Origin of the sequence: Chryseobacterium carnipullorum, from assembly GCF_003815695.1 — a bacterium.
GTDB lineage: Bacteria > Bacteroidota > Bacteroidia > Flavobacteriales > Weeksellaceae > Chryseobacterium > Chryseobacterium carnipullorum.
The window spans coordinates 3,656,026-3,673,761 of sequence record NZ_CP033920.1; the positions used below are offsets into that span (position 1 = coordinate 3,656,026).

At 36.1% G+C, this 17,736-nt stretch carries 19 protein-coding genes and 1 tRNA gene; 14 read left to right on the forward strand and 6 right to left on the reverse strand.

Annotation, left to right across the window (positions count from 1 at the left end):
• The first annotated feature begins 69 nt into the window (after positions 1–69).
• A complete protein-coding gene (locus tag EG346_RS16475) occupies positions 70–1,425 on the forward strand; it encodes a deoxyguanosinetriphosphate triphosphohydrolase (protein ID WP_123882725.1) in 1,356 nt (451 codons plus the stop codon).
• Positions 1,426–1,588: 163 nt separating this feature from the next.
• Here the strand turns inward: EG346_RS16475 and EG346_RS16480 are convergent, their stop codons facing one another.
• From EG346_RS16480 to EG346_RS16500, 5 genes are all read right to left on the reverse strand, one after another.
• Positions 1,589–2,002: a Fur family transcriptional regulator gene (locus EG346_RS16480; protein WP_228425996.1), complete on the reverse strand. Its 414-nt coding sequence runs from the start codon at positions 2,000–2,002 to the stop codon at positions 1,589–1,591.
• Positions 2,003–2,200: 198 nt separating this feature from the next.
• Positions 2,201–2,548 (reverse strand): DUF4377 domain-containing protein, encoded by a 348-nt coding sequence (locus tag EG346_RS16485; RefSeq protein WP_123880117.1) that lies wholly within the window; start codon positions 2,546–2,548, stop codon positions 2,201–2,203.
• Positions 2,549–2,897: 349 nt separating this feature from the next.
• A complete protein-coding gene (locus EG346_RS16490) occupies positions 2,898–3,254 on the reverse strand; it encodes an Mpo1-like protein (protein ID WP_123880119.1) in 357 nt (118 codons plus the stop codon).
• Between the two features lie 139 nt (positions 3,255–3,393).
• Entirely contained in the window at positions 3,394–5,076 is a 1,683-nt protein-coding gene (locus EG346_RS16495; protein WP_073332626.1) for an APC family permease, read from the reverse strand.
• 114 nt (positions 5,077–5,190) lie between these two features.
• Positions 5,191–7,431: a CocE/NonD family hydrolase gene (locus EG346_RS16500; protein WP_123880121.1), complete on the reverse strand. Its 2,241-nt coding sequence runs from the start codon at positions 7,429–7,431 to the stop codon at positions 5,191–5,193.
• A gap of 237 nt (positions 7,432–7,668) precedes the next feature.
• Between EG346_RS16500 and EG346_RS16505 the strand changes: the two genes are divergently transcribed.
• From EG346_RS16505 to EG346_RS16520, 4 genes are all read left to right on the forward strand, one after another.
• Positions 7,669–10,632: a tetratricopeptide repeat protein gene (locus EG346_RS16505; RefSeq protein WP_123880123.1), complete on the forward strand. Its 2,964-nt coding sequence runs from the start codon at positions 7,669–7,671 to the stop codon at positions 10,630–10,632.
• 97 nt (positions 10,633–10,729) lie between these two features.
• Positions 10,730–12,499 (forward strand): TonB-dependent receptor, encoded by a 1,770-nt coding sequence (locus EG346_RS16510; RefSeq protein ID WP_123880125.1) that lies wholly within the window; start codon positions 10,730–10,732, stop codon positions 12,497–12,499.
• Between the two features lie 64 nt (positions 12,500–12,563).
• Positions 12,564–12,637: transfer RNA gene (locus EG346_RS16515), tRNA-Arg, on the forward strand.
• 96 nt (positions 12,638–12,733) lie between these two features.
• Positions 12,734–13,861, forward strand: a complete 1,128-nt coding sequence (locus EG346_RS16520; protein WP_128124813.1) for a tyrosine-type recombinase/integrase — start codon at positions 12,734–12,736, stop codon at positions 13,859–13,861.
• 24 nt (positions 13,862–13,885) lie between these two features.
• Here EG346_RS16520 and EG346_RS16525 read toward each other — a convergent pair whose 3' ends face one another.
• Positions 13,886–14,137: a helix-turn-helix domain-containing protein gene (locus tag EG346_RS16525; protein WP_123880129.1), complete on the reverse strand. Its 252-nt coding sequence runs from the start codon at positions 14,135–14,137 to the stop codon at positions 13,886–13,888.
• A 231-nt stretch (positions 14,138–14,368) separates the two neighbouring features.
• Between EG346_RS16525 and EG346_RS16530 the strand changes: the two genes are divergently transcribed.
• The 9 genes from EG346_RS16530 (at position 14,369) to EG346_RS16560 (ending at position 17,684) form a co-directional block, all read left to right on the forward strand.
• Complete coding sequence (locus EG346_RS16530; RefSeq protein WP_123880131.1) at positions 14,369–14,659, forward strand: hypothetical protein; 291 nt, start codon at positions 14,369–14,371, stop codon at positions 14,657–14,659.
• A 497-nt stretch (positions 14,660–15,156) separates the two neighbouring features.
• Positions 15,157–15,390: a hypothetical protein gene (locus EG346_RS16535; RefSeq protein ID WP_123880133.1), complete on the forward strand. Its 234-nt coding sequence runs from the start codon at positions 15,157–15,159 to the stop codon at positions 15,388–15,390.
• Positions 15,391–15,424: 34 nt separating this feature from the next.
• Entirely contained in the window at positions 15,425–15,577 is a 153-nt protein-coding gene (locus EG346_RS24870; RefSeq protein ID WP_164466198.1) for a hypothetical protein, read from the forward strand.
• Positions 15,578–15,608: 31 nt separating this feature from the next.
• Positions 15,609–15,776, forward strand: a complete 168-nt coding sequence (locus EG346_RS24875) for a hypothetical protein (RefSeq protein ID WP_164466200.1) — start codon at positions 15,609–15,611, stop codon at positions 15,774–15,776.
• Positions 15,773–16,186 (forward strand): SH3 beta-barrel fold-containing protein, encoded by a 414-nt coding sequence (locus tag EG346_RS16540; RefSeq protein ID WP_123880135.1) that lies wholly within the window; start codon positions 15,773–15,775, stop codon positions 16,184–16,186. Before EG346_RS24875 ends, EG346_RS16540 begins: the two co-directional genes overlap by 4 nt.
• Positions 16,187–16,188: 2 nt before the next feature.
• On the forward strand, positions 16,189–16,443 hold the full coding sequence (locus EG346_RS16545) for a hypothetical protein (RefSeq protein WP_123880136.1): 255 nt from the start codon (positions 16,189–16,191) through the stop codon (positions 16,441–16,443).
• Positions 16,444–16,445: 2 nt separating this feature from the next.
• Complete coding sequence (locus EG346_RS16550) at positions 16,446–16,790, forward strand: hypothetical protein (RefSeq protein WP_123880138.1); 345 nt, start codon at positions 16,446–16,448, stop codon at positions 16,788–16,790.
• Between the two features lie 143 nt (positions 16,791–16,933).
• Positions 16,934–17,353: a recombination protein NinG gene (locus EG346_RS16555; RefSeq protein WP_123880140.1), complete on the forward strand. Its 420-nt coding sequence runs from the start codon at positions 16,934–16,936 to the stop codon at positions 17,351–17,353.
• A complete protein-coding gene (locus tag EG346_RS16560) occupies positions 17,340–17,684 on the forward strand; it encodes a hypothetical protein (protein WP_123880142.1) in 345 nt (114 codons plus the stop codon). Before EG346_RS16555 ends, EG346_RS16560 begins: the two co-directional genes overlap by 14 nt.
• Positions 17,685–17,736: the final 52 nt, after the last annotated feature.

Sequence of the window (17,736 nt, forward strand, 5' to 3'; positions counted from 1 at the left end):
GTGTTGCTTTTCAATAAAAGTTCAAATACTATTCCGTAAAAATAAAATTTGGAGTAATTTTGAAAAATGATGAATTTAAACCAGATTTACACGAATCAGCGTACAGGGAACAATCCGCATACTAAAGCTTCAAGAACTGATTTTCAGAGAGATTTCGACAGAATTATCTTTTCTTCAGCGTTCAGAAGACTACAGAATAAAACTCAGGTTTTTCCTCTTCCCGGAAGTGTTTTTGTACACAACAGGCTGACACACTCGCTGGAAGTTTCGTCAGTAGGCCGAAGTTTGGGAAGTATTATTGGTGAATTTATCTTTGATACCTATAAAAATGACCTTACAGAAGATTCAAAAAACTTCTATCTTCATAATTTAGGAAACGTGATTGCTGCCGCTTGCTTATGTCATGATGTAGGAAATCCTGCCTTCGGACATTCAGGCGAAGATGCTATTGCGAGCTACTTTGAACGAAATGAAAAAGACCTGAAGCAAAAGTTCAATGAGAAAGAATGGGCAGATCTGGTCAATTTTGAAGGAAATGCCAATGCGATAAGGGTTCTGGCTCAGCGCCAGCAGGGAAAAGATGAAGGTGGAATTCAGCTGACTTTTTCCACGCTTGCCAGTATTGCAAAATATCCTTGCGAAGCTGTTGCCAAGAAAAAAGGAATTATTCACAGGAAAAAATTCGGTTTTTTCCAGAATGAGAAAGAGATTTTCCTTGAAATTGCCAAAGCAACGAATTTAATTATAGAAAACGAAGAACCGTATATATTCAAAAGACATCCTTTCGTTTGGCTGGTAGAAGCTGCGGATGATATCTGTTATAATATTATTGATATGGAAGATGCCCACCGATTGGGAATTGTATCCACTTCAGACTGTGAAAACCTGTTTTTTGAACTGATCAAGTCTGAAAGCAGTGATATGGACAAGGTGAAAAATAAGCTGTCTTCCATTTCCAATGAAAATGAGAAAATATCATATCTGAGAGCAAAAGCGATCAATGCCCTGATCAATAAATCGCTTGAAATTTACAAGAATAATTTTGAAACCATTCTTAAGGGAAATCTTGATAATGGACTGCTTGATATCTATAAATCCGAAAATCGCGCTCTTCAGGACATTGAAGCATTCTCCATTGAAAAAATCTATAACCATAAAGCCGTTGTAGAAATTGAAAATGCAGGATATAATGTAATGTATGAACTTCTCGATCATTTCATTCCTTCGATCCTGAAACCGGGACACGAGAGAAAATCATATGATATAAAAGCCCTGAAACTGCTTCCTAAACAATTTGTTTATGAAGAAGGAACCGACTACCAGAAAGTGCTTGGCGTAATTGATTTTGTATCAGGAATGACCGATAATTTTGCCACCGATCTTTATAGAAAAATCAAAGGAATTGATATTGGAATGACGGTTTAATTTTGTCAGCATCTATTTTAGCCACAATTACCACAAAAGAAACGAATGTCACTACTTCGTCAGGGATATTCGTGTCTTTTGTGAAAATATTTGTGCAATTCGTTTTTAAGAACAAAAAGGAGCTTACTTATTTCAAGGCACTAAGAAACATAATATTCCATTGTTATTGACAATTCGGACAGATTCCGGATACCGTAAGATTGATTTTATGAACTTTATAAGTTACAGGTAATTTGATTTTGGGTTCAACATCTTCTACACAAGTCACAGTCTTACACTGCTCACAACTAAAGTGAAGATGGTCATGATGATGAATTTCTGTGGTACAGGTATGACATTCCGCGTACTTTATGGTACCGTCAATATCTACCACTTTATGGATGATGCCCTCCTGCATTAATCTGTCCAGTACTCTGTAAGTCGTTACACGGTCGCAGAGTCCATCCAATAAAACCTGCAATTCTGCATGAGACAAAGCTACTCCGGATTCATGGATAAGCCTTGTTATTTCCGTTCTTGCTGCTGTGTTTCTCGACTGTTTCATATTTTCTGTAAATTTCAATATGATTAATGCCATATTGTTGCAGTAACAAATATAATCTTTATTTATGAAACAATATTGCATTAAATAAATTTAGGACAAGTCGATAACTATAAAGATAATAATCAAGACAGAAAGAGGAAGTAAGTGATCATCGATCTGACATAAGAATGCCATAATCTGTGGGAATTGAACATAAAAAAACTCCCGGGAAATTTCCGGGAGTTCTTCATATTATTTTTTGGTTTTAGAAACCTCTTTGATCAGTGTATATTTTATAGAAGATCCGTCAGCTGGCGGATTGGCGATCTTTTCTGTTTTTACTTTCAAAACATATTCATATCCCGGCTCATAAGTAAATCCATCAATGTTTGTATAGAAATTGGTCCAGCTTTCTGAAGGTTTTTCTTTTACCTGCAAACATTTCATCGGGGCTACTCCGGTACAATCTGCAGTTTCAGGTCCTACGATGAAAGTTTTTTCGTCAGCTCCGGCAGTGTTAGCCATAGGGGTACATTGGGTCATTGCGAATAATGCTGCTGCGGGAACAACTCCTTTTAGAATGGTTGCTATAATTTTCATAAACTTTATTTTAAAGCTTAGTTCGCAATTACTGTGCCGAAGTTTTTCAAGTCGTTTTTCTCTTATTTTTTAGTTTTTAATGATTTAATTTAACCTCATGTAAAAATTTAACGAAAGAGCATCAATGCCAAACGATCCGAAGAATAATCTGGTTCAAAATGAAAATCGCAAAATTCAAGATATTTGTTTTTTTACGAAAAATATTTGGAACCCAATTTTCAATTGGTCATCTTTTTCCTGACACACCTCAGAAACTTATCTGTAAAAATCTTTTACTTTAAGTATATTTTTAAATGGTAACTATTCAATCAAAAACCTAATTCACCTTTTATGATGTAAGAATAATAGATTAATTGGAAGCTTCAGGATTCTCAGTTTCCTTTGGGGCCGGAGCAATCCCTCTGAATTTTTGTTTACCAATCAACAGTTCAAAAAATAATCTGAAATCTGATATCAGCGACCAAAAAGGATACTTAAAAGTAGCAGGCTTGTTTTTTTCAATAACGGCATGACTGAACCAGGCAAAGCCATATCCGAAGATGGGGATGTACCACAGGAACCTTTCCTTTCCTGAACTGATTACATACCAGATCACGAGAAATACAAGAAGTGTTCCGATGAAATGAAAGATCCTTGTTCCTGTTTTACTATGTTCGGTAAGATAGAACTGATAAAATTCCGGGTACGTTTTTATTCTTTCTGACATGGCTGATTAGTTTATAATATCCATTGAAATCTATGCAATAATTCTGCCGATTTTTTGATGGGAAGTTTAAAGTTGAAAAGAAAAAAGGCAAATTGCTGATTGCCAATTTGCCTTTTAATATATTGTCTATGGTATAATTCTATTTTGAATCTGTTTCTTTCCTAAGCTTACTGTTTCTGTAACCGTAGCAGAAATAGATGATAAGACCTAAAGCAAACCAAAGCCCGAACCAGAACCAGTTTTCATGGCTCATTCCTGTGAGAAGATATAAACAAGAACTTAGACCAATCAGAGGAATTAAAGAGAAATTTTTAATAAAGGTAAAGACACACAGTACCAGATTGATCAGGATAAAAACCAAAATAGAAGCTCTGAATTCTCCTTCTTTAGGATCGCTCCAATCGGTCAGATGATTGAAAAATGCAGGCTGCCACATATAGAAACCGATGAGTCCACCGATAAAAATAATTGGGAATATGATTTTACCATTAATATAAGGAAGGTGAAACGTTCCCTTAACCTTTTGTTTTGCAGGGAGCATTAAAACCCCGGCACAAACCAGTACGAAAGCAAAGATGGTTCCGATACTTGTAAAATCGAGAATGAATGTTTTATCCGTAAAAAGGATAGGAACTCCCACTGCAATACCTGTAACGATCGTAGCAAATGATGGTGTTTTATATTTCGGATGTACTGTTTTGAATTTTTCAGGCATCAGCCCGTCACGGCTCATGGCATACCAGATTCTTGGCTGTCCCATCTGGAATACCAACAATACGGTGGTAATGGCTACAATAGCGACGAAAGAAACCACAAGTTCCATCCAGGCCACATTGGCATTTGATTTTTCGAATATGAATGAAAGCGGATCTCCGATACCATCAAACTTCCTGTAGTCTACCATTCCCGTCAGAACCAATGTTAAAGCAATATAAATGACCGTACAAAGTACCAGAGAAATGATCATTCCTTTCGGAAGTGTTCTCTGGGGATCTTTTGTTTCTTCGGAAAGAACGCTTAATGCGTCAAAACCAATGTATGCAAAGAAAACCCCGGAAACCGCACTCATAACTCCGGCAAAACCGTTGGGCATGAATGAGGCGACATGTGTTTCTGGATTGACTGGCGTCCAGTTATCTGTATTGATATAAGCAAAGCCTACAAGAATTACCAGAACAATGACTGCCAGTTTTAAAATAACTAAAGAATTGTTGAAGTTTTTACTCTCTTTTACCCCTACATAACAAAGCCATGTGATAAGGCCGTTGATCACCAATGCAGGCAGGTCAACGATGAACTTTAAATTGCCTATTAGAGGTGCATTACTCCATGCGCTTAACAATTCTTTATTCTCGGAACCATTCTGGAAAGCTTTTCGGGCTTCCGTATAGCTGCAGGTAAGATAATCCGGAATATGCATGCCCAGACGCTCTAAAAAGCTGGTGAAATAATCTGACCAGGAAAAAGCCACATAAATATTCCCGAAAGAATATTCCATGATCAGTGCCCATCCGATGACCCAGGCAATAAGTTCCCCGAAACTGGCATAAGCGTAGGTATAGGCAGAGCCGGCTGTAGGAATTCGACTGGCAAATTCGGCGTAGCATAATGCGGTGAAACCACAGGCAAAACCACAAATTAAATAAAGTAGAATAACTCCGGGGCCCCCTCTGAAAACTGCTTCACCTAAGCTGCTGAAACTTCCTGCTCCAATAATGGCCGCAATACCAAAAAAAACAATATCCCAAACACCTAAAACCCTTAAAAGACTAGTAGATGTATCTGTTGCTGAATAGTTTTTCCTTCTGAAAAGTTGATTCATTCAATATTTATATTTGAGTTTGAAAAAAAGCAAATGTAATCATTTTTTATTTTTGTGTTGGCTGTAATCATAATATTTCGTTAAAAAGGTTAAGGTTATAAAGGGTAAATGCCTTTATTCTTGATAAATAGGTATTTCAACATAGCTGTCATTGTACCATTTTATTTCCAGCGGTTCACCGGAATCCTTGATCGTTTCATCACTTACATCTTTTCCTGTTCCGTAATTAATCTGCCAGCTTGGATTTTTATTTACCCCAACCAATAGGACCAGTTTGCTTCCCTTTTCTATTTTTTTGCTGATGAAGATGGAGTTTTTTATGGGAATCTGTTCTGTTTTACCAGGCTCAAGAAGCTGGCGCACGGCATTGTTTTTGGCATAACTCGCTCTCACAATATGCGTTGATAATAAAAAGGTCTTACCCTGGGGATTCACCTGATACAAATAGGTATCTGTATCAAAATCTTTCTTATTAATGGAAACATTGAAAAATCCTGCGAGATTTCCACTGATGATAAGATCTTTGTCTAAAACTTCACTTTCAAAATATACGGAGTTGGTGGTTTTTACACTGTCTGTTTTGCTTACTTTGCGGTAGGTCTCTTTTGGGTCCCGGTTCTTAAAATCAATAGATTGTTTAACAAAATTTTTCTGTGCAGGCTGATTAAATACCGATGGAGCATCTTTGTGATCCTGAAGATAAAATTTAAGAGTTGAAGTATGCATTTTTTCTAAAGTCGGAACATGTTTCCAGGTATTGGTGTTCATCACCTGAAAATTAATCCGGTCTTTTAACAGCGCGGGCTTCTTGCCGTCTTTCAAAATGTAGTCGAACCATGAAAAAGCCAGGTCATCAATGCTTATTCTGGCTGCAGGATCTATTGCTGTTCCATTGACGTAAGTATACCCGAAGCTCTGGGCTCCACCATGGTCATACGGACCAATAACCAAATAGTGATTGGCAGTTTTGTTATATTGATGATGGGATTTAAAATAGGATAGAGCGCCTATCTGGTCGTCGTCATAATATCCTGTTGTTGTCAGAATGGGAATGTTGATGTTGGCAAAATCTTCTTTATAGGGAACCATTTTCTGCCAGTAGGTGTCGTAGCCGGGATGATCCAGCCATCTTTGAAAGATCTTATTGGGTTTACCGCTTATGGTATCCAGAGATCTGAATGATTTTCCGCTTTTGTACCATGCGGTATTAATGGAATCCCATTTCTTGAAATTATTAAAATCGGCTTCATCCGTAAGCTTATTGTTCGTCACATAGTTAATCCACTGGAGCATATAGCTCATGAAAATATTATTTTGGGCAGGATAATCTATTCCAATTCCCACTGCTACCTGAGGGACAATTGTTTTTAAGGCCGGATGCAGTTTCTTTACCGCGGCCCACTGGCTGAAGCCTAAATAACTTCCTCCGATCATCCCGACTTTACCATTGCTCCACGGTTGTTGGCTGACCCAGTCGATCACTTCATATAGATCCTGTGACTCATGTTCAAAAGGATTGTTCTCATCATTACTGTTTCTTTTGCCACGGGTATTCACCACAGCACCTACATAATTATAGACCGCTGCTCTTTTGCCAAAAACAGCATCAATAGGTCCTGCGTAGATATTATTGGTAAGGATGACGGGAAGGGGAGCGGTGTTTTCTTTTTTTCTGACAATAGTGATCGTCAGGGTGTTTCCGTTTTTTGTTTTCAGATCTTTGGTGTCGGTAATGAATTTTTCCTTGTCTTTTAATTCTACCCATTGTACAATATGAGGCTTAAGTTGTGAAAAGGTTTTATAATTCAGGTAGCTTTTACATAAAGCCAGTGCCGATCCGTAGTCAATGCTGTCCTTATCTCTTTGTTTGGCAAGTGTTTCCTTCAGAAGTTTTCTTGATGCATTCACATCTCCGTCGACTCCAATCCCTACTTTAGGAATCAGTTGATCAGGAAGGTTGCCGTATTTCTTATTGAATGCTTTTTGAAGAGCATCTTGGAAATTAAGTTGTTCTTTCGCCTCCATCATTTTGGCACTACTGTAAAATTCATAGGCAATGAATTTATTTCCGGCCATGTTATGATCTGCAAATTCATTCCGGTAATCCGACAGGGTAGCGATTGATTTTTTATAATCACGGGCAACGATCTGTAAACGGAAAAGATTGTCCAGGTAAGCCAGCCTGTTGGTATTCTTAAGTTTCGTCAATGAGGGCTGTGTCATCAGTTTTGAGGCAAGCACCGGGAGTTGTTTTTCAAGAACAGCAGAGTCGGAGACCGCATTTTTGGGAAAGTAAAACTTCTGAGCCTGTATGAGATTGACTACGATTAATGCTAAAAGTATTTTAATTTTCATGTATTGGTATGTTTTTAGCTGATGAAGAATGAGGATTTTATCAAATTATTGTTTTGATGATGCTCTTTTGATATCTGTTCACGTTTTATTATACTAAAGTAATCATTTTTTATCATCAAACAGTGAAATGGAGTCAATTGTTAATTTATGTTATTAAACCTTTAAAACTTGCTTAAACAATAAGTTTTTAATATTTTCGTTACCTTATATAGACTAATCTTTTTATTCAAAAAAAGAATGAATTCAAAAAAAATACTTCTCTCAGCTGCAGTACTTTATTTCGGAGTTTCCGAAGCGCAACAGTCACAGTACTTTACACAGCAGGAAAATTACAGGTTCAATCTCGCAGAAAATCTTTATCAGACTAAAATATACAATGCTTCTCAGTTCGAATATGCACGACAATATTTCTATAATCAGAATTTGTCGAGATCCAGAAAAGAGGCAGCGCAGTTTTTTGATAATGTGATCGGGGTGATTCTTCAGAAAAATCATGCAGAAGAAGGATTGACGGCCTTCATGAAAGAATATCCGAATTCGGCTTATTTTGCTCAGGCAAATCTTCCGCTGGCAGATTATTATTTAGCTAAAAAAGATTTTGACAAAGCGTTGGAGACACTGAAAAAAGTGAATCAATATCAGCTTTCAAAAGAAGAAAATACGCAGTACATCCTGAAACTGGGATACGCTAAATTCATGACCGGTGATACCAAAGGGGCGACCGATGCTCTGGAAGAAGCATATAAAACGGCTGACGAATCCCAAAAAGGAGACATCGCTTATATGCTTGGACATTTGTATTATTCAAGTGGTCAGAATGATAAAGCTTTCCAGTATTTTGATTCTGTGAAAGATCAGCCTAAATTCTCTAAACTCGTACGTCCTTACTATGTACAGATGTACTACAACGATAAGAATTATGACCAGGCTATTTCTGAAGGAACAGCTTTGTTGGGCGAAAGCATTTCAGATTCTTATAAAGCAGAGGTTCATAAGATCATCGGGGAAAGTTATTTTATGAAAAATGACTATAATTCGGCTTATCCGCACCTGAAAGATTATCTGAGCGTACAGCAGAATCCTTCTGAAAACGACCTTTATGAAATGGGGTTTGTGGCGGCTCAGCTTAAAAAATATGATGAAGCGGTTTCTTATTACAACCAGCTTGTCAACAGCAATTCAGCGCTGGCACAGAATGCCTACTATCAATTAGGAAACGCTTATCTGGCGGTCGATAAAAAGCAGGAAGCCCTTTCTGCATTCAGATCTTCTTATCAGATGAATTATGATGCTAAGGTTAAAAAACTGGCTCATGAACAATACGCCAAATTAAGTTACGATATCGGAAACCCTTTTGAAAGTCCTTCCGGGGTGATCCAAAACTATATCAACGACCATCAGAATGATGCGAATGCACCTGAAATGAGATCTCTTCTGGTGAAATCTTATTTGTATTCCGGAAACTATAAAGAAACATTGAACGCGATCGACAGGCTTCAGAATTCTACGCCAGAGATCAATAAAGTGGATCAGGAGGTTTCTTATTTATTGGGAACAGAAGAATTCAACAAAGGAAACTATGATGAAGCGGAAAGGTATTTCCTGAGAAGTTTAGGATTTAATATCAACAAAGAATTTTACAACAGAGCCTTGTATTGGTTAGGACAGGTGTATTACCAGAAAGGAAACTATCCGTCTGCCATTGCCCGTTATGAGAAACTTCTTACCGAAACCTTCCCTGAAAAGCAGCAGCTGCCTTACGATTTGGGCTATGCTTATTTTAAAGCTAAAAAGTTCGATCAGGCACAGACGTATTTCAAGCAGTATCTGAGCAATCCGAAGCCTGAATTTAAAAATGATGCAGAACTTCGTCTGGCAGATATTCATTACGCGAATAATGACCTGAACGAGGCGATTGCCATTTATGATAAAAATGAAGATGCCACAGACTATACTTTATACCAAAAAGCAATGGCTTTAGGATTCAAAGGCGATACACAGGCGAAGATCACCAATCTGAAAAATCTTTTATCCAAATATCCGGATTCTGAATATTACGATGATGCGCAATATGAAATAGGAACTGCCTACTCCGCACAGGATGATTTTGCCAACTCCAATGATTATTTTGCCAAAGTGATCAAAACTTCTTCGGATAAGGATCTTATTGCGAATGCGTCGATTTACAGAGCCCAGAATTATATTGATCAGAATCAAAGTGACAAAGCTCTTTCTGAGCTTAAATCTCTTGGAGAGCAATATAAAAATACGGCGTATGCTGAAAAGATCGTTCAGGCAGCAAAGCCTATTTTCACGAAAAACGGTGACGTTTCAGGATATGAAAGCTTTGCTAAAAATATCGGGGTGAATTTAGCGGCTTCTGAAATCGATGAGATTAATCTATCGACCGGAAAGCAGTATTTCACGAAGAAAGATTACAAAAACGCGATTTCATACTACGAAAAATATTTAACGCAGAATCCTACCGGAGAAGGTCTTTATCAGGCTAAATACGAGTTGGGAGAAAGTTACTATCAAACCAATAATGCTACCAAAGCGCTTCTTGTTCTTCAGGAAATAGCCTCTGTACAGAACGACTATCAGGATGATGCGCAGACCCGTCTGGCACAGATCTTCGTGGCTCAGGGGAATACGGCGGAAGCTAAAAAGTATCTTGAGAATATCAAAAACTCTTCAGACATCAGTATTAAAAATTATGCTAATGTAGAACTGATGAAATTATATGCCGCGGAGAAAAACTTCTCTCAGGCCGAAAAACTGGCAGATGCAGTAATTGCCAACACGAAAAACTCTGCCGCGGTTATGGAAACAGCGAAAGTGATCAAAGCGAGAAGCTTAATGAATTCAGGGAAAGATAAAGACGCGCAGTCAGCATATACTTCTCTTGAAAAATCATCCAATACCTCGGTAGCAGCAGAAGCATTGTATGCAAAAGCTTATTATCAGAACAAGGGAAAAGCATTCAAGTCTTCCAATGAGACGATCTTTAAACTGGCAAATAACTATGCCTCTGAAGATTACTGGGGAGCTAAAGCTTTGGTGCTGATGGCTAAAAACTATGTTGGGCTGAAAGATAACTACCAGGCAAGCTATACGTGTGACCAGATCATTGAGAACTACAAAGATTTCCCTGAGATCGTAGCGGAAGCAAAAGAGGTTAAAAAGCAGATTAAAAAGTAAAATGTATAAAGTATAATGTAAGAAGTACAAAGTACAAAGTACAATCCAATACCTACATTATACATCCGACATTATACATTAATACAAATATTGAGCAATGAACAGAAAAATTCAATTATTATCCATATTATTTTTAGGGTTTTCGCAGTTTGCGTTCTCCCAGATCAAGGAGGAAAAACTGATTCTTAATAAGAAGCGGGAACCGGAGGTGAAAAAGATAGAGAAGAAGAAGACCTCCGTGGAGACCATCAAAAATTATCCGCCTGAAGAGAAATCCCAGAATCCTGTGAAGTATACCATCACCGATGTGCCTGCGGTTTCGGATTTTAAAACATCTACGATTCAAGGACAGGATGTTACTCCAAAATTCGACGGGACAGCTCAGAACAACTATGTGCAGTTTGGAATGGGCAACTTCGGGAAAATTTTGAGTGATGCCAATATTTCCAAAACCCTTGATAACAAACTGGAAGTAGGAGCAGATTTCCATTTCCTTTCCACTTTAGGTCTGAAAAAAGAATATGACTGGGATTCCAAGCAGAGTTCTACCGCTATTGGAGCGTACTTAAATTCATACGGCGAAAAAGGAAAATTCAACTTGAATGCCCAATACGTTTTGGATAATAACAGATACTACGGAATTTATGCACTGACTCCCGCTGCGGATGTAGATTTGAAGCAAAGAGTCAACCAGTTCAAAGTAAACGGATATTATGATTTTTATTCCAATGAGATCTTAAACGATGTAAGGGTAAAATCATCTTTCCTGAAAGATCATTTTGATGCACAGGAAAATCAGGTTTCCATTTTGGCGAATCTTTCAAAGCATGCAGTGGAGATCGGGAAGTCAGGAATTAATCTGAATGCAGACTTAGGCGTTGGCGTAGAAGCAGTGAAAACAGATTTTGCGATTGTCAACAAAAACTCTTCCAATTTCTTTAATACAAGCCTTACTCCAAAAGTAACCTTCAGAAAAGGAGATTCTTACTTAATGTTAGGTTCCGGATTTTCATTCCTGAACGCTAAGAATTCAAATGATGCATTGGGTGGAGAAGTGAAAAATAACAAAACCTACTGGTTTCCGCAGGCTGAGTTTCAGGTGGCTGCCGCTAAAGAATTTAAATTCTATGGTGGGGTAGACGGTGGACTGAAGCTTAATACGTACGGAGATCTTCTTCAGGCGAACCCATTCATCCTTTCTGACCAGTTTTTAAAGCCAACAGAGACGCAATATCACTTTTACATAGGCTTACGTGGAGACATCGACGAAACGTTTAAATACGACTTCTCTGCCGGTTACGGAAAAATGAGGGATATTATGTTCTTCCAGGGGAATAATCTTTTCGACAACGTCTATACTTTGAACCGTTCTGCTTATAATTTTGCAAATACATTCTCTGCTGTTTATGATGACGGAAATGTAAGCGATATTAAAGGAAGCGTTCAGTACTTCCCACTTGAAAATCTGGTTTTAGACGGAGAAGTAAGGTTTACAAAGTACGATCTGAAGAATTATGCCGATATTTATAACGTTCCTTTAGTGAATGCAAGCATCGGAGCAAAATATACCATGCTGGATAAAAAACTACTGTTAGGGTTCAAAGGGATCTTTGCAAGTGACAGAACCACAAACTCTTTCGCGATCGAAGGGGTTGCCAATCCAAACCTTGTTTACCAGTCTACAGAGAACAAAAATGATAAAGTTGGGGGGTATGCTGATTTAAATCTTTCCGCAGAGTATAAATTTCACAAAAATTTCAGTATTTTTGCACTCGGAAATAATCTTCTGAACTCAAACTACCAAACGTATAAAGGCTATAAAGTCTTAGGCGCGCAGGTTGTAGGAGGAGTGAAAATTACTTTCTAATAAAAAAATGAGTGATTGGTGATCGGTAGTATTACACAATTGATGACCAATTACTCATACCAATGGCTGCGTAGTTCAACTGGATAGAATATCAGATTTCGGCTCTGAGGGTTGGGGGTTCGAATCCCTTCGCGGTCACAAGGTGCAAACCCAATCCCACAAAGGGTTTGCACCTTTTCTCACTTTTTTGAAGCGTATTAATCGGTAACAAAATCGGTAACAAAATTAATGCGCATGAAAAATCTAAATTTCGGATGCAGACGCTCCGACTTCCTTGTGACCAGCTCAAAAGATGACTGGTTCATTCAATGTCGTTTCTACGAAGAGGGGCAGGATAAGCCTTTTACTTATCGAAGAAAGCTTAATCGTTTCAAATCGGAAAAGGAACGGAAAGCAATTGAGAAAAGCCTTCTGCAACAAATGACCGAACTTCTTGACGAGAAAGATTACAATCCCAGAACAAAACAATTTATGTTTCAGGAAGGGCAGATAAATCAATATTCAAATATAGCTGAAGCACTTCGGCAAACTCTCAAAAACAAAGAATTTACTCCTGAACATAAAATGAATGTTGAATTACATTTAGGTAGATTTCTTGAGGCGTTGACAAACTTAGATCTTGGATATTTAAAGATTAAAGATATCGAGCTTATTCACGTTAAACAAACTCTAGAATCTTTGAAATTATCCAATTACACTTTTAATAAATTCAAAGTTCATCTCTCGTCTTTGTTTACTGACTTGGTAGATGAAGGTTATATCAAGGTAAATCCATGTACTGGAATCAAGACCAAAAAACACATTGTAGAGAGAAAAGAAATTTTCACTAATGAAGAACTGCAGCAGATCGAAAAGCACATCAAAAAAAACTATCCTCATTTTTACAATTTCTTTCAAATATTCTATCTATCCGGCTGTAGGGTTCCGGAGCTTTTAGGTTTAAAAAAATCAGATATTAATTTAGAAAAATCGGAGTTCACAATCACTTTAAAAAAAGGGCAATTATATGTTAGAGAAAAAAGAGCGATAATTCCAAATGCCTTACCATTTTGGCAGGATCAAATGGAAAATGCTCTCTTTGATGATGATTACATTTTTTCATTCTTCTACCAACCCGGCGAAGATATAATGCACAGAACTTATGTTTATAAATTCTGGACTAAAAAAATAATGAAAGAAATAGGAATAGATAAAGGCATTTACATTCTCAAACATACTTTTCTCGATAAAGTGGAGGAAGCTCATTACAGCGCACAAATAATGGCTGGCCATCGTGATGACCGGACAACTTCAATCTACACCGTAGGACGTGAAAAAAGAAGATTGGAAGCTCAGAAGCAAATCCAAATCAAAGCATTTTAAAATTGAGGGACTTTAAGTAGTCCCTTATTTCTTTCTTATTCCTAACCATTCACCAGAGCCAGTGTATAAATGATCTAATTTTTCGCTAACATTTATTAACTCGAAAATTTCACAATTTAATTTATTAGCGATTTTAAATAATTTATCAAGAGGGATACCGTGTGTTTCATTCAGATAATTATTCATCATCTGGGGACTGCATTCCGCAAATTCTGCAATTTCACTGATTTTTATATTTTTCTGCCCTGCTATCTCTCTAATTCTTAAATTTTTCATTTTAAATATTTGAGCCAAAATTAAAACAAATACCCGATAAAACAAAGATAAAAATCTAATATATTATAAATATCTATTTTTTTATTTTATTGACAAATAATTTGGTGCTATAAATCAATATATTATAAATTGCTATTTTAATAAAAGTGTTAAAATTTAAAATAAATTAGAAAATACTTGTTTTGCATTAAAATTAATTAGATATTTGCAGTATAAAATTAAAACAACATTATGAACACTACAGTAATCAACCACAGCGCAAGAACAATCACTACTTACGAAGTTACACCTGAGGTAGTAGAAAGCGTAAAAGATCTTTTCTCAATGTTTCATTCAGATGTTGAGCCAGTTTATTCTTTAGGCTTTCAGAGATATTTAGAATTAAGCAGAGCGAAGTATAAAAGAGTTAGCCAAGCGATGTTGATTAGTGGTGTTCACGTAAACGATTTAATGAGCGTTTTAAAAGCGAAACTTGAAACAATGACTGACGCAGAATTTAAAGCGTTCAAAAAAGCAAAATAAAATGAAAGTCAAAGAATTCATTCAAATGACCAACACTCACATAATTTTAGATGCAGTTTGTGAGTGTTGTAAAAAAGTCGAAAGATTAAGATTAAAAATAGGTGAAGAAATGCCAAAGTGTTCTAATTGTAAAATCTAAATTAAAATGAAATTAACCAAAAACATAAACAGAGAATCGATAGTTCTAATACGAACGACTTTAAATCGTCTAAAATTATTGAATAAATTTGAATTAAGTTTTTTGACTTCGTTGTTAAGAATAAATTATTCAACATTAAAGGTTTCACCAAAGCAGTATTCAATTTTCACCAATTTATACGATAGATATCGCAGGTTAGATATTTATGAGCGATACATCGATTGGTTCAGATTAAATGGATTTATTTTAGATGATTATGAAACCGCGTATTTAGAAACTTACAAAGGTGAATTTGAGAAAACAGAAGCTTTTATAAGATTTCAAAAACAGACAATCAACAAACCCAAATAAAAAAAATATGAGCAGATTAAACATAGTCAACAAAGCGTATAAAAACGCTATTTCAGAAGGTAAAACGAAATCAGAAGCGAAAGAGGCTAAAAAGCAAGCCGAAAGCGATTATTGGTCAAAAAGAAATTCGAGAGAATTTAAAAATAATCTACCAAAAAATAACAGTTCACCTAAAGCCTATGATTTTGATGATGAATTAAATGGCAACGGTATAGGTTGGCATACAGCAGAAGATTTATAAACCTCTTTTTAACCTCTAATAAATAATAAAGATCATGAAAATAGACCCAGCAATAACATTTCTTAAAGAAGAAATACAAAGATGTGATAAGGTTATATCTACTTCTAATGATTATTTTGATGTATGGTATGCTAAAATTCAAAAAAATATAGCAGAAAAATTATTAATAAAATATTCAGCGGGGTAACACCCGCTTTTGGTGGTAAAAGCAAAAACCTATGAATGCATCAGAAACAGCCTTAGAATTATTTATTGCACATGAATTATATTGTGTTAATTACACGGTAGAAAATGCATTAATTTACGTTGAAAGAATGATTAGAGATAAAGAAAATAAAGATTTTTGGCAAGAGGTTAAAGTTGAACTTTTAAAAATGAAAATATGAAAACGCAAAATATTTCTTTCAGAAAAACAGTAATGCTAAGAGCATATCACATAATGTCAGTAACAGGTAAAGATTGGTCAGAAAGCCTTAAGAAAGCCTGGCAATTGTACCGAATCAATAAAGAGATGCACCAGGGTGATGTGACGTTTTATTTCGAGAAAAAAGACGGTTCTATCAGAAAGGCTATAGGTACGTTGAAAATCGATTACGAATTCAAAACTCAAAGTCAGCCGAGCATTTCTACTTTCACTTATTTCGATATCGAGGCAGGTGCATTCAGATGTTTTAAAATCGAGAATTTCATCATGGTTGAGCAAACCAAAACCCCAGAAATAAAAGCGGTTGAAGTTTTGAAGAAATCACCTGCTAAACTTATTAGAAAAAGAATTAAATTTATAAAAGCTAAATAATTATGATTACTATCGAAAAAAGAAAAATCGAGGTCTCAATACCAGAATTTAAAGAAGAAGTAAAAGAACTTTGCCGACTGCTAAAAAGAAACAGTCGTAACACGATAGGTATAGGCGAAAAGACTTTAAATAGCCACTTTAAAACAAAATTAACTGTAACCGACTTCTATATTTTAACAGAGCAATTAGAATATAGATTATACTCTACAACCAAAGGTAAATATTGGTCTATTGAAGATATTTTAAAAGAAGATTAACCATGAGAAGCACTGCCCAACGTCACCGAACAAAAGTATCAAGACCAGCAAAGACAATTGCTAAAAGTTCAGATCTTGAAACAAAACCTCTTTACCTGCCTATACAGAAAGTCTATTTTGATCAAATAGAATCTGGCATAAAGAAAATTGAATATCGAGACGATACGCCACACTACCGCTCAAGATTCATAAATAAAAATGGTGAACTGCGAAATCACAAAGTATTATTACTTCAAGAGGGCTATCATGATGATGCAAGACGTATGTTAGTCGAAATCGTAGATATTCAGCACAAGCAGCAATTTGAAACACATTTAGGTCGAATTATCGAGAGAATAAACTTTTAAGCTTTACCAAAATATTAAAATTCAACCACTCTATTTTTTAGGGTGGTTTTTTTGTGGTTTAAAAATGATATTGTTTAAAGTAATGCTTTATGTTTTATATTTTAAGTTGCAATAAATCAAAGTAGTAAATATATTTGCGTGTAATGGTAACGGCTGAATTAAAAATCAAGTATAAAGGTCGAAGTATTGAATGGCTTGAAGATAAGCTGCAAGATCTGGTAAACGCTAAAGTAAGAAGGCGTGACAGTGTAAATGGCTTTTTTATCTGCATTTCGTGTGATGAACTAAAGTCGATCAATCAGATGAATGCGGGCCATTATTACCCGAAAGAACCAAGGCAGTATAGATCGGTCAAATTTGATTTAGATAATATTCATGGCCAGTGCGTAAGATGTAACAAGTATTTAAGTGCCAATTTGATACCGTACCGGGCCAATCTTCTGCTAAAAATCGGTGAACAAAGATTGATTCAGTTAGAGCAAAAAGCAGCCTTAAATGGCTTTAGATACAGTCGAGAATTTTTAATTGAGCAAATAGAAAAACTAAAGTATGAAAAACACTAAAGAATTATACTTAATTCTAACTAAAAAGTGGTTTCTCGAAATCCTGACAGGAGTTAAGAAAGAAGAGTATCGCAGTTTCACAGAATATTATGTTGAGCGCCTTGGCGAACTAGATAAAGATGGCGAGCTGATCGATACCCGTAAATACGAAACAATCAAATTTCAATTAGGATATAGGAAAAATGCTCCGCAAATGATTGTTGAGTGTAAAGATGTGTTGATTGAAGTTGATGAAGGCGTGGAAGAAGAATTAAATGAACAGAATTCCAATTTCGTAATTGTATTGGGTGAAATTCTCGAAAAAATAAATTGTGAAAGTCTCAATGTTTAACCCTAAAACCAATTGCAATGGCAGAGAATAACAGTTCAAGAGCAAGAGCAGG